This is a genomic window from Pseudomonas sp. NY5710, assembly GCF_013305665.1.
Classification (GTDB): Bacteria; Pseudomonadota; Gammaproteobacteria; order Pseudomonadales; family Pseudomonadaceae; genus Aquipseudomonas; species Aquipseudomonas juntendi.
In genome coordinates this window covers 2,801,001-2,813,893 of the sequence record NZ_CP045554.1, presented here as the reverse complement: position 1 = coordinate 2,813,893, position 12,893 = coordinate 2,801,001, and the positions used below count along the sequence as shown (strand labels likewise).

Genomic DNA, 12,893 nt, shown 5'->3' with positions numbered 1-12,893 from the left:
TGTTTGTCCCTTGTCCCGGAATACGCCATGAACACACCTTTTGCCATACCGGATAATCCCGATTCCGCGTGCCAGCCGCCGTCTACGAAAGACTTTCTGGTCGACCGCACCTTCCGTGCGCTTGCCCGTATCGGGGTGGTGCTGGTACTGGCGCTGGTTTTCGCGCTGGTCTACGAAGTGGGCCGCAAGGCACTGCCCGGCATTGAAAAGCACGGTTTCGACGTGCTCCTGGGCACTGTCTGGGATGTAAACCAAGGCAAGTACGGTATTCTGCCGGCGATCTGGGGTACGCTCTACAGCGCGTTCATCGCCCTGTTGATTGCCGGTTTCTTCGGCGTCAGCATGGCCATTTTCCTCACCCAGGATTTCCTTCCGGCCAGGCTTGCCGCGGTGTTCCGCACCATCGTCGAGCTGCTCGCCGCCATCCCCAGCGTGGTCTATGGCCTCTGGGGCATCTATGTGGTCATCCCGGCCATTCGCCCCCTGACCACCTGGTTGAACAGCGAGCTGGGCTGGATCCCGTTTTTTGGCACCTCCCTCAGCGGGCCCGGCCTGCTGCCGGCCGCACTGGTTCTGGCGATCATGATCCTGCCGACCATTGCTGCCGTTTCGCAAGACGCGCTGACCAGCGTGCCGATGAAAACCAAGCAGGCCGCCTACGGCATGGGCACCACGCACTGGGAGGCCATCCTGAAAGTGATGGTGCCTTCTGCGGCCACCGGTATCTTTGGCTCGCTGGTGCTGGGCCTTGGCCGGGCACTGGGCGAAACCATGGCGCTGGCCATGCTGGTGGGCAATGCCAACACCATTTCCGTGTCCTTGTTCGCCCCGGCCAATACCTTGGCGGCGCTGCTGGCGCTGAACTTCCCGGAAGCCGGCCCGAACGAGATCGAAGTGCTGATGTATGCGGCACTGGTACTGATGTTCATCACCCTGCTGGTGAACGTGCTTGGCTCGATGATCATGCTCTACGCCCAGCGGGGGAATAAACAATGACCAACCTGACAACCCCTGCCGCCGCGTTGCCCAGCTTGCAGCGCCGGCTCGAAGGCCGCGCCCTGCGCAGCCTGGTATTGACCATCCTGGCCTGGTTGGCCGCGTTGCTGGCCAGTGTGCCGCTGATTTCCGTGCTGTACATGCTGATCACCCGCGGCGGCGCCCGCCTGAACCTGGAAGTGTTTACCGAACTGCCGCCGACGGGGTTCGAGATGGGCGGCGGCTTCGGCAACGCCATGGCCGGTACCTTCGTCATGGTCGGCATCGCTGCCGCCATCGCGGTACCGGTGGGTATCCTGGCCGCGGTGTTCCTTGCCGAGCTGGGCCCGGACAGCAAGCTGGCCAACACTGCAAGGTTTGCCGCCAAGATGCTCACCGGCCTGCCATCGATCCTGGCCGGTGTGTTTGCCTACGCTCTGGTGGTAATGACTACCGGCACCTATTCGGCACCGGCAGGCGGGGTAGCACTGGCGGTGCTGATGCTGCCGATTGTGGTACTGACCGCCGAAGAGGCGATGAAGATGGTACCCAAGATCATGAAGGACGCTGCCTACGGCATGGGCTGCACCCGTGCCCAGGTCATCTGCAAGATCGTGCTGCCCACCGGCTTGCCGGCCATTCTCACCGGCGTGATGCTGGCCGTGGCCCGCGCCGCAGGTGAAACCGCGCCATTGCTGTTCACCGCGCTGTTCAGCAACTACTGGATCTACCACAACGGTGACCTGGCAGTGATGAACCCCACTGCCTCGCTGGCGGTGCTGATCTACAACTTCTCTGGCATGCCGTTCGACAACCAGCTGGAGCTCGCCTGGGCGGCCTCGCTGGTGCTGGTCATGATCGTGCTGGTCATTAACATCCTTAGCCGTGTATTCGGCAAGCCCAAGTATTGAGAACAGGGAGCATCCATCTTGAACGTATCCACCGCACAACGTGCCGCTCCCGTGGCCAGCGAAGCCACACCCATCGTCATGGACTGCAAGCTGGACAAGATCTTCTACGGCAACTTCATGGCCGTGCGCGACAGCCATGTGCCGATCCGCAAGAACGAGATTACCGGCTTCATCGGCCCGTCCGGCTGCGGCAAGAGTACCGTGCTGCGTAGCCTGAACCGCATGAACGACCTGGTGAAAGGCTTCCGCTTCGAGGGCCACGTGCACTTCCTGGGCCAGGATGTGTATGGCAAGGGCGTAGACCCGGTAGTGGTGCGCCGCTACATCGGCATGGTGTTTCAGCAGCCCAATCCGTTTTCCATGAGCATTTTCGACAACGTTGCCTTTGGCCTGCGCCTGAACCGCTACAAGGGCGACCTGGGCGACCGCGTGAAACACGCCCTGCAAGGCGCGGCGCTGTGGGACGAAGTGAAGGACAAGCTCAAGGTCAGCGGCCTGTCGTTGTCCGGCGGCCAGCAGCAGCGCCTGTGTATCGCTCGGGCCATTGCCACCGAGCCGGAAGTGCTGCTGCTGGACGAGCCGTGCTCGGCACTTGACCCCATTGCCACCCGCCGCGTGGAAGAGCTGATGGTCGAGCTGAAGAAGGACTACACCATCGCCCTGGTGACCCACAACATGCAGCAGGCGATTCGCGTTGCCGACACCACGGCGTTCTTCTCGGTCGATATCTCGCAGGGTACCCGTACCGGCTACCTGGTCGAGATGGGGCCGACCGCGCAGATCTTCCAGAACCCACGTGAACAACTGACCAGTGATTACATCAGCGGCAAGTTCAGCTGACCCATCGCTGCACAAGGGGGCGGTGCTGCAACCAGGGAGGTTGCGGCAGTGCCCGCACAACCTTTGGTTAAAGTGTTACCCAGGATTTCCAATGCAACCGATGCGTCGATTAGATCTGTCTGCGGTAGAGCGCGCACTGCGCGAGGTGCAGGGCCATTTTGCCGAGCTGAGCCAACATTTTACCGAACCGCGGGACCCGTTCACCGACGAGGTGCTGCTGAATGTGGTTGAAGGCTACGCGCTGATTGACGACTATGTCGCTCGCGGAATAGACCTGTTCGACCTGCAACAGCTGAACCTGATGCTGGAAATCAACGCCACGGTGCTGTGCGGCCGTGACCCGGCCCGGCGCGAGGAGTTCGCGGCGCACCTGGCCGCAACCGAAGCGCATTTTTTCAACAATGTGGAAGGTGGCATCAAGGACTTGCACAACTGGTATTGCGCCTACCGCAGCGATTCGATCTGGAAGCGGGCAGCCGGTGTGTATGTACGTATCCTCAGCAAGCCACAGCTGTTCATCGAAGGTAACAACCGCACCGGCTCGCTCATTGTCAGTTACCTGCTGATGCGAGCCGGGCTGCCGCCATTCGTGCTGTCGCTGGACAACGCCGAGGGCTACTTCAACCCGTCCTCGGTCATACGTAATTCCGCCAAACACGGTGTCAAGGCTTTGTACGAACTGCCCAAGATCAAGAAAAAGTACGCCGCGTTCCTCGAAGCCAAGGCGCCTGCGCCCGGCAAGTTCTTCCTGGGCGCCACCCCGGTGCCTGTTTGCGCGGGAGGGCGCTGATGCAACCGTTCACCCTGATAGAGCGCGGGCGGCAGGCCATCGAGCGCAAGCTCAAGCGTGGCCAGGTGCGCATTTCGTTCGATATCGACGACACCCTGGCCTGCCAGCCTGAGCACGCGGCCGCCGAGCACAGCAGGTTGCCGGGCTTCGTCCACCGTTGGCTCGGTGAGCCCCTGCGCAGCGGTACCCGCGAGCTGATTCGCGACCTGCGCCGCCAGGGCTGCAGCATCTGGATCTATACCTCGTCCGGGCGCACCCCAGCGTACATCCGCCGTTGGTTGCTGCTGTACGGCATTCATGTCGACGGGGTGGTCAACAGTGACCGCCACCAGCACATATTGGCCCAGAATGGCCTGGAGCATTCCCCGTCAAAATTGCCTTCGGCGTTCGATATCGACCTGCATGTGGATGACTCCGAAGGCGTGCGGCTGGAAGGCGTGGACCATGGTTTCCGCGTTGTGGTGGTGTGCCCGCAGGACCAGCACTGGGCGCAGAAGGTCAGGGCCGCAGCGGTGGACGTGCAGGCCCGCCTGGCCCGGCAGCAGCCACACCGCTACGAGATGCCCGCGTGCCCGCGTTCGCAGGCACTGGCTTCCTGAACCGTCGTGTAATTGGGGCTGCCCTGCAGCCCATCGCCGGCAAGCCAGCTCCCACAGGGACCGCATCAGGGCTGACAGGTGTTTGTCAGAAGATATGCAGCGCCTGTGAGATCGAGCGCCGCGCGGGCGGCGCTCGATCTCACAGGCGCTGAAGATGCTGCGGCTACCCTTGCCAGAAACCATAGAATCTCCCACAGGGACCCCAGGCCCCGGTTCATTCAGGCGTATTGATACCCGCCTGCCACGCCTGCCTACACCCTAAGTCTTGCCACCCCGACCCCAGCAGGTCCCAAGACCAAATCACCGCGCCACACCCTCCGCCCCAAAGCACCCGCCAACCCACGCCAAAGCAGCGTTCCGGGTGGCCTGCCGGCTTCTGATAATCGCCTCCGACATCCTGTCCCCCGTTTGGAGCGCGCCATGCACAACAACAAAAAGCACCTGCCGCCTCGTTTTCTCGCTGCTGCCTTCGCCAGTGTTTCCGCCTTGGGCCTGAGCGGTGTCGCCGAGGCCGAGATCATGCTGTACGACAAGGACCAGACGACATTCTCCACCGATGGCTACATCAACGCCTTCTATGTCAACAGCAAGGTCGACCGCGAGGGCGAGCAGTTCGACCGGCGCCAGTCGCGGGTGAAGATGGGCTTTTTGCCCAACTACATCGGGTTCAACATGGGCAAGCAGGTAGACGACTTGAAACTCGGCGCGCGGGCGTCGTTCTGGGTCACCATCAACGACAGCGAAACCAACGGCACCGATACCGCCATCGACGTGCGCCAGTTCTACGGCACCGTGGCCAACCCTGAGTGGGGCGAAGTACTGATCGGCAAGGACTTTGGCCTGTTCGCGCGCTCCAACATCCTGCTGGACGAGCTGCTGGCCGGTTATGGCCAGGTCAGTGACACGCTGGGCTTGGTAGATGGCGGCGGGGTGTCGTTCGGCAACATCGGCAGCGGTTACCCCTATCCGTTCCCCACCTCGCAGATCACCTACCGCACGCCGGTGATGGACGGCCTGCGCGTGGCGGTGGGCATCATGGACCCCGTGGATACCAACGACAGCAGCCCGACCGGCAAGGCCTACCAGGAAAACCCACGCACCGAGAGCGAAATCACCTACCAGTTCGACCTGGCGGGGGCGCAGATCTACAGCTGGGTCAACGGTAGCTACCAGACCTCGGACAACACCGACTCGACGGTCAAGTCCGTCACCTCCAAAGGGGTTGGCTATGGGGTGCAGGCGAAGCTGGGCGGCTGGTCATTGACCGGCTCGGGGTTCCAGGCCAAAGGCATCAACCCGTTCTTCACCAATAACGCGGGCGAGCCGGTGTTGCGTAATGTGGACAGCGACGGCTACCTGTTGCAGGGCTCCTACAGGTTCGGCAAAAACCGCGTGGCGCTGTCGTATGGCAAGACCAAGGACGATGGCAACGGTGCGGTGGGCAGCGGTGCCGACTACAAGACCCGTGGTGTGGCATTGTTCCATGACGTCAACGACAACCTCAAGCTGGTGGCCGAGTACAACCAGTTCTCCATCGATGGGCATGAGGGCAGTGCGCAGAACGAAGACACCGATACCTTGGCTGTGGGCGCAGTGCTGACCTGGTAATCACGGGGCGGCGAGGGAGGCGCGGGTGAAGCTGGCATTTACACCCTTGGGCCCGCCCACCCGCTACCCAAGTAGCATTCGCCCCACGCACCCGGCTTCGTACACTGCACCCTCAGCCGCCCAGCGCCGGAGACTTTGATGCAACAGGCCCTCAACGACGGTGTGCTCAGCGCCATGTCCCAGGCCACCGATGCCCGGTTGGCCGCCCAGGACCTGGCGCGACAGCTCCTGCACCCCCACCTGGGCCTGGTGCTGTTTTTCTGTTCCGCCGAATACAACCTGCAGGAACTGGCCCAGGCGTTGGAACAGGGGTTTGGCGGCATCCGCCTGGTGGGCTGCACCAGTGCCGGCGAAATCACCCCGCAGGGGTACGGCCGCAACTGCGTGACCGCGCTGGGCTTCGATCACCGGCACTTTTCCATCGCCACCGGGCTGATCGACGAAATGGAGCACTTCAGCCTCATCGATGCGCAACAGATGGTCGAGCGGCTGGTCGGCACCTGCCGCAGCAATTCGTTGGCGCCGATCAAAGGCCACAGCTTTGCCCTGACCCTGCTCGACGGGCTGTCCAGCCGGGAGGAGATGGTCCTCGCTGCCCTGAGCGCGGCGTTGGGCGACATCCCGCACTTCGGCGGTTCGGCCGGCGACGACAACTACCTCAACCGCACGCATGTCTACCACGGCGGCGCCTTCCACAGCGGCGCAGCGGTGGTGGTGCTGGTCAACACCTGGCTCGACTTTGAAGTGTTCACCACCCATCACATTCAGCCGCGCCAGGAAAAACTGGTGGTCACCGGCGCCGACAGCGGCCAGCGCCGGGTATTCGAGTTGAATGCCGAACCCGCTGCCGAGGAATACGCCCGCCTTATCGGTGTGCCGGTGGCGGCGCTCGATTACCGGGTATTCGCCGCGCACCCGTTGGCCGTGCGCATTCACGACCAGTACTACATGCGCGCCGTCCAGCGTGTGCACGGTGACTTGAGCCTGAGTTTCTACTGTGCCGTGGAGAACGGCATCGTGCTCACGGCCATGACCCCAGGGCCGTTTCTGCCGAACCTGCATCAGCTGTTCGACGGCCTGCACCAGCGCCTGGGCCCGCTGTTGTTGACCATTGGTTGCGACTGCTTCCTGCGGCGTCTGGAACTGGAGGGGCAACACAGCCTGGAACCGGTGGGGGCGTTTCTGCGCGAGCAACGGGTGGTCGGGTTCAACACCTACGGAGAACAGTTCAATGGCATGCATATCAACCAGACCTTCACCGGCGTCGCCATTGCCCGCAACCGGCCTCCTGTCGGTCGCTGACCTGCAGGCCGAGGTGACCCGGCTGCAGCAGCAGAACCACAAGCTGCAGCGCATCAATGGCGCGCTGATCGAACGTGTCGAGTCCGGGGTTACCCGCGGCAACGACCCGTACGCGGCATTCCAGCATTCGGTGGTGCTGGCCGAGCAGGTCCGCGAGCGCACCGATGCGCTGAGCCAGGCCATGGCCGAGCTGAAGGCGGTGAACCACCTGCTCAGCGAGGCCCGGCAGCGGGCCGAGACCGCGCACCAGCACCAGATTCGACTGATTACCGACAACGTTCCGGCGTTGATCGCCTACCTCAATGCCGACCTGGTCTATGAATTCACCAACAAGGTGTATGAGGAATGGTACTGCTGGCCGCGTGGCGTGATGCTGGGGCAGAGCCTGCGCGAGGCGCACAGCGAACAGCATTACCAGCGCCTTGAGAGCTATGTGGCGCGGGCGTTGGCGGGGGAGAGCGTGACCTTCGAGTTTGCCGAAACCAACATCAAGGGGCAGGAGCGCTACATGCTGCGCTCCTATGTACCCAACCGCCTGGCCAGCGGCGAGGTGGTGGGTATCTTCGTGTTGATCCGCGATATCACCGAGCGGCGCAATACCGCGCAGGCATTGCACCAGGCCTATCAGCACCTGGAGCAGCGGGTGCGTGAGCGCACGGCGGAGCTGACCAGCCTCAACGACCAGTTGCTGCGGGAAATCGAAGAGCGCAGCCAGGCAGAAGCGCGGCTGCGCGAAGCCAAGCGCGAGGCCGAACAGGCCAACCTGTCGAAAACCAAGTTTCTGGCTGCAGTCAGCCATGATTTGCTGCAACCGCTGAATGCGGCGCGGCTGTTCACCAGCGCGTTGCTGGAAAGCCGCGAACCGCAGCACAGTGCCCAGTTGGTCCGCAATGTCAGCAACTCGCTGGAGGATGTGGAGAGCCTGCTGGGCACTCTGGTCGACATCTCCAAACTTGATGCGGGCGTGATCAAGGCCGATATCGCGCCTTTCGCGCTCAGCGAGCTGATGGACAACCTGGCGGCCGAATATGCCCAGGTCGCGCGTAGTGAGGGCCTGGCCCTGCATTTCGTGGGGTGTTCGGCGGTGGTGCGCAGTGATATCCAGCTGTTGGCGCGCATTCTGCGCAACCTGCTCAGCAATGCCATCCGTTACACCCGCAGCGGGCGGGTGGTGCTGGGTTGCCGGCGCCTGCGTGGCGGCCTGCGGATCGAGGTGTGGGACAGCGGCATCGGCATCGCCGAGGAACACCTGGAGGAAATGTTCCAGGAGTTCCGGCGCGGTGATGTGCAGCGCCCCGAGCAGGATCGCGGGCTGGGCCTGGGCCTGGCGATCGTGGAGAAGATCGCCGGTATCCTGGGCCATCGCATCCGCGTGCGGTCATGGCTTGGCAAGGGATCGGTGTTTGCCGTCGAGGTACCGTTGAGCACCGTTGCGCCCAAGGCCCAGCCAAGCCAGCCCGTGTGCGAACCGATGTTCGAACGCCTGCGTGGGGCGCAAGTCTGGGTGCTGGACAACGATGCGGCCATTTGTGCCGGCATGCGCACGCTGCTCGAAGGCTGGGGGTGCAAGGTGATCACCGCGCTGTCGGAGGAAGACCTGGCGCGCCAGGTGGACAATTACCACGCCGAGGCCAACCTGCTGATTGCCGACTACCACCTGGACAATGACTGCACCGGCCTCGACGCGGTGGCGCGGATCAATGCCCGCCGCACCCAGCCGCTACCGGCGCTGATGATCACGGCCAATTACAGCAACGACCTCAAGCAGCAGATACGTGAGCTGGGCCATACCCTGATGCACAAGCCGGTGCGGCCGTTGAAATTGAAGACTGCGATGAGCCATTTGCTGGGCATCCAAGGCTAGGGCCTGTGCTATTGGGGCCGCAAAGCGGCCCCCATGAAGCTGCAGGCGGTCAGCGCCGCAGGTAGTCAGCGAAATCGATATCGCCCGCACTGAGAATGGCCTGTACGCGGTTGTGCACATTGAGCTTGCGCAAGATCGCCGACACATGCGCCTTGACCGTGGTCTCGGCGATATCCAGGGTGTAGGCGATCTGCTTGTTCGATTCCCCCTTGGTCATGCGTTCCAGTACCAGCAACTGCTTGCGGGTCAGGGCCTGGAGCATTTCCGGCGGGAAGCTCGGCGCATCGTTCTGGCGCCGGCTGGTGCTGCTTTTCTGCGCGCGGATGATGTCGGGCGGCAGGTAGACATTACCGTTGAGGATCTGCTCGATCGCCTCGATCATCTGTGAGCGCGGCGAGGACTTGGTAATGAAACCCACCGCGCCGTAGGTGATGGCCTGCAGCACGATCTGTTTCTCCTGTTCGGCCGACACGATCACCACCGGCGTGGTCGGTGCTTCGTTGCGCAGGGTGATCAGGCCGTTGAGGCCGTGCATGCCGGGCATGTTCAGGTCGAGCAGGATCAGGTCGAGGTCGTCATGCGCCTGGGTCAGTGCCAGGGCGCTGTCCAGGTCGGCGGTTTCCATGACCTCGCTGCCTGGGAACCCATCGCTGATGACGTTGTGGATGGCTTCGCGAAACAGGGGGTGATCGTCGGCAATCAGAATTTTGTACATGGCCTTTTCACCTTGTTTTTATTGGATGGAGCAGGGCACGCAGTGGCAGTTGAACAGATCAGGGCAAAGGCACCGGTTGCGCCGGCTGCAGCGGCAGGTTGGCCTGCTGCCACGCGTCAATGCCGTCGCGGTACCAGTACAGGTTGTGGTAACCCAGGGCTTTAGCGCGTTTTACCGCGTTCCAGCTCAGCCAGCAATCGGCGCGGCAGTAGAACACCACAGGCTGGTCGGGGTGCCCGGCGGTGGCGCTTTGCAGGTTTTGCGCGAAGTACGCCTGCCAGGCCGGGCTCAGCTCGCCATCGCCGGTGTTGGCCAGCCACAGGCTGCCGGGAAGGTTGGCGTGCGGCTCGTCTTCGATGAAGCGGCCCTGCAGCCACTGGCGGCGGTACACGTCGATCAGTACCGGCCGCGGCTGCTGGCTGAGCAGGCGTTGCAATGTGGCGGTGTCTACCACCTGGCCGCCCTCGACCTGCGCCGGGGTCGGGCTGCGGTAAAGGGTGATGCGGTAACCGTCGGCAGAGAACAGCGGCGCCGTGTCGGCCTGGGCAATGCCCAGCGTCAGGCTCAGTGAAAGTGCCGCCAGCAAGGGGCGTGGCAGCCGGGGCAGGGCACGTGGCATGGGGTTCTTCCTTTTTGTTATGAGCCCATTACATGCCAGTAGCGGTGCTTTGTGAATGCGACGATAGACAGTAAATGCAGTACTAAAGTAGTAGGTGGCTTAGCGCTGCCCGTAAGGGCTGCGCCAGGCCACGGGATCATCGCGGCTTGCGCAACGCTGCGTGCTGGGGGTTGAAGGTGGCGATCGCCAGCAGCGTGAACAGCACCGTCAAGCCCAGGCACACCAGCAGCGCCAACAGGTTCAGGCGCTGGTACAAGGCAAACCTTACCAGCTCCACGGCATGGGTGAACGGGTTCACCGCGCACAGCCAGTACAGCCACTCGCTGGCTTCGCGCATCTTCCACAACGGATACAGCGCCGAAGACAGGAAAAACAGCGGGAAGATCACGAAATTCATCACCCCGGCAAAGTTCTCCAATTGGCGGATGGCGTTAGACAGCAGCAGCCCCAGGGCACTGAGCATGAACGCCACCAGCAGCAGCGCCGGCAGTGCCAGCAGCAACCCCGCCGCCGGCGGTTGCACACCGTACACCCAGGCAATGGCGAGGAACGCGTACACCTGCAGCAAGGAAATGAGCGAGGTCGCCAGCAACTTGCTGGCCAACAGAAACGGCCGCGGCAGGGGACTGGTCAGCAGCACGCGCATGCTGCCCATTTCCCGGTCATAGACCATCGACAGCGACCCTTGCATGCCGTTGAACAGCAGGATCATGCAGGCCAGCCCCGGGATGATGTACACCTCGTAGGGGATGTAGGTGTCGTACGGCTCAATGATGGCAATGCCCAGCGCTGCCCGAAAACCGGCAGCGAACACCAGCAACCACAGCAACGGGCGCACCAGGGCACTGAGCAGGCGCGTGCGCTGCAATACGAAGCGCAGCCATTCGCGCAGCATGATGCCGTTGAAACACTGCCAGTAGGCGTTCATCGGGTGTGGGCTCCTGAAGGCTGCCGGGTCAGGTGGGCAAAGGCATGGTCCAGGTCGCCGCCGTGCTGCAAGCTCAGGGCATCGGCGGTACCGCTGGCCACCAGGCGCCCTTGATGGAGAATCAGCAGGTCGTCGCTAGGCTGCACTTCGTCCAGCAGGTGGGTGGTCCACAGCACACTCAACTGCTGCTGGCGGCACAGCTGCCGCACGTGCTGGTTGAGCGCCAGGCGGCTGGCCGGGTCGAGGCCGACGCTGGCCTCGTCGAGCAGCAGCAGGCGTGGCTCGTGCAGCAGCGCACGGGCGATTTCTACCCGCCGGCGGTGGCCGATATTCAGCTCGCGCACGCTGTCGTGGCGGCGCTCGCCCAGGCCCTGGCGCGCCAGCTCGGCCTCTACCCGCTGGTTGCCCTGGCGCCGTGACAGGCCATGCAGCGCGGCGTGGTAGCGCAGGTTCTGCTCCACGCTCAGGTCCAGGTCCAGGGTACTCTGCTGGAACACCACGCCCATCTGCCGCAGTGCCGGGCGCGGGGCGTCGCGCAACGAGCAGCCGCACACCCGGATATCGCCGTGCTGCAGGTCGTACAGGCGGGTCAGCAGGGCGATCAGGGTCGACTTGCCGGCGCCATTGGGGCCCAGCAACGCGGCAAAACGGCCCGGTGCCAGGCTGAAACCGACCTGCCGCAGCGCCTCGCGCTGGCCGTAGGCGAAGCTCACATCGGCCACCTCGAGGGCGTTCATGGGGTGACCACCACGCCCCAGGGGTAGCGCCCGACTTTCACCGATTTGAGCACCTTGAGGTTCTGCGTATCGATTACCGATACATCGCCGCTGACCCCGTTGGTGGCCAGCAAGCGGCGCTGGTCGGGGGAGAACGCCAACTGCCAGACCCGCCGCCCGACCAGCAGGTAATCGAGCACCTCGTAGGTCTTGGCATCGATCACCGCCACATGGTTGGCCGGGCCCAGGGCGACGAAGGCATACTTGCCGTCCGCGCTGAGCTTGATGCCCACCGGCTGGACCTTGTCCGGGTGCACGCCCTTGATCTGGAAGTTCAGGGTTTTCAGCACCTGGCGCGTGGCAACGTCAAGGACAGTCACCGTGCCGCCGATTTCCGCCGAGGCCCACAGCCTGGAACCGTCCTGGCTGAATTCGACGAAGCGCGGGCGCTGGTCGACCAGGGTGCTGTCGGCCAGGGTCTGGGTGCTGGTGTCGATCCAGTGCAACATGTTGGTGGTTTCGCTGGTGTTGACCGCCCATTTGCCATCGGGGCTGACGGCCATGCCTTCAGGTTCGATACCAACATCGATCTGCCCCAGTACCTGGTCGGTCACGGTGTCGATCACGGTCACCAGCGCATCGTCTTCGTTGGAAACGTACAGCCAGCGGTCGTTGGGGTGCAGGGCGAACTGCTCGGGGTCCTTGCCGGAGGGCAGTTCCTTGATGATCTTGCGGGTGGCCACGTCCATCACCTGTACCCGGTCGGAATCGCTGGCGCAGATGTACAGCAACTTGTTGTCATGCGACAGCAGCAGCCCCCGAGGGCGTTGGCCGACCGCAAGGGTTTCAATGACCTCCAGGGTCTGCAGGTCGATCAGGCTGAGGCTGTTGTCCTTTTCGTTGGACACCCAGGCAGTGGCGGCCACCGCATGCCCGCAGGCCAGCGCCAGGGCGCCCGTCAGCAGGCTGGGGTAGAGCAGGGCGCGGGAAAGCAGAGGGCGGCGCATGGCGTATTCCTTGTTGTTG

13 protein-coding genes are annotated in these 12,893 nt (G+C 63.2%); 8 read left to right on the top strand and 5 right to left on the bottom strand.

Annotation, left to right across the window (positions count from 1 at the left end):
• The first annotated feature begins 27 nt into the window (after positions 1–27).
• From pstC to GEV39_RS12585, 8 genes are all read left to right on the top strand, one after another.
• The gene (gene pstC, locus GEV39_RS12620; RefSeq protein ID WP_173889411.1) at positions 28–996 is read left to right on the top strand and encodes a phosphate ABC transporter permease subunit PstC; all 969 of its coding nucleotides are present in this window, start codon (positions 28–30) and stop codon (positions 994–996) included.
• On the top strand, positions 993–1,886 hold the full coding sequence (pstA, locus tag GEV39_RS12615; RefSeq protein ID WP_173889409.1) for a phosphate ABC transporter permease PstA: 894 nt from the start codon (positions 993–995) through the stop codon (positions 1,884–1,886). The genes pstC and pstA overlap by 4 nt, the downstream gene beginning before the upstream one ends.
• Positions 1,887–1,964: 78 nt before the next feature.
• Complete coding sequence (pstB, locus tag GEV39_RS12610; RefSeq protein WP_017148287.1) at positions 1,965–2,726, top strand: phosphate ABC transporter ATP-binding protein PstB; 762 nt, start codon at positions 1,965–1,967, stop codon at positions 2,724–2,726.
• A gap of 91 nt (positions 2,727–2,817) precedes the next feature.
• Positions 2,818–3,516, top strand: a complete 699-nt coding sequence (locus GEV39_RS12605) for a Fic family protein (protein WP_173889407.1) — start codon at positions 2,818–2,820, stop codon at positions 3,514–3,516.
• Complete coding sequence (locus GEV39_RS12600) at positions 3,516–4,115, top strand: HAD family hydrolase (RefSeq protein WP_173889405.1); 600 nt, start codon at positions 3,516–3,518, stop codon at positions 4,113–4,115. Before GEV39_RS12605 ends, GEV39_RS12600 begins: the two co-directional genes overlap by 1 nt.
• Positions 4,116–4,535: 420 nt before the next feature.
• Positions 4,536–5,723 (top strand): porin, encoded by a 1,188-nt coding sequence (locus tag GEV39_RS12595; protein WP_173889403.1) that lies wholly within the window; start codon positions 4,536–4,538, stop codon positions 5,721–5,723.
• 138 nt (positions 5,724–5,861) lie between these two features.
• Entirely contained in the window at positions 5,862–7,025 is a 1,164-nt protein-coding gene (gene nosP, locus GEV39_RS12590; protein WP_173889401.1) for a nitric oxide-sensing protein NosP, read from the top strand.
• Complete coding sequence (locus GEV39_RS12585; RefSeq protein WP_173889399.1) at positions 6,994–8,889, top strand: PAS domain-containing hybrid sensor histidine kinase/response regulator; 1,896 nt, start codon at positions 6,994–6,996, stop codon at positions 8,887–8,889. The genes nosP and GEV39_RS12585 overlap by 32 nt, the downstream gene beginning before the upstream one ends.
• Positions 8,890–8,938: 49 nt before the next feature.
• Here GEV39_RS12585 and GEV39_RS12580 read toward each other — a convergent pair whose 3' ends face one another.
• The 5 genes from GEV39_RS12580 to GEV39_RS12560 form a co-directional block, all read right to left on the bottom strand.
• Complete coding sequence (locus GEV39_RS12580; RefSeq protein ID WP_173889397.1) at positions 8,939–9,604, bottom strand: response regulator transcription factor; 666 nt, start codon at positions 9,602–9,604, stop codon at positions 8,939–8,941.
• Between the two features lie 58 nt (positions 9,605–9,662).
• Positions 9,663–10,223: a PQQ-dependent catabolism-associated CXXCW motif protein gene (locus tag GEV39_RS12575; protein WP_173889395.1), complete on the bottom strand. Its 561-nt coding sequence runs from the start codon at positions 10,221–10,223 to the stop codon at positions 9,663–9,665.
• Between the two features lie 136 nt (positions 10,224–10,359).
• On the bottom strand, positions 10,360–11,151 hold the full coding sequence (locus tag GEV39_RS12570; RefSeq protein WP_173889393.1) for a lanthanide ABC transporter permease protein PedC: 792 nt from the start codon (positions 11,149–11,151) through the stop codon (positions 10,360–10,362).
• On the bottom strand, positions 11,148–11,888 hold the full coding sequence (locus tag GEV39_RS12565) for a lanthanide ABC transporter ATP-binding protein PedB/LutE (RefSeq protein ID WP_173889391.1): 741 nt from the start codon (positions 11,886–11,888) through the stop codon (positions 11,148–11,150). Before GEV39_RS12565 ends, GEV39_RS12570 begins: the two co-directional genes overlap by 4 nt.
• On the bottom strand, positions 11,885–12,874 hold the full coding sequence (locus GEV39_RS12560; RefSeq protein ID WP_173889389.1) for a YVTN family beta-propeller repeat protein: 990 nt from the start codon (positions 12,872–12,874) through the stop codon (positions 11,885–11,887). Before GEV39_RS12560 ends, GEV39_RS12565 begins: the two co-directional genes overlap by 4 nt.
• Positions 12,875–12,893 lie beyond the last annotated feature (19 nt).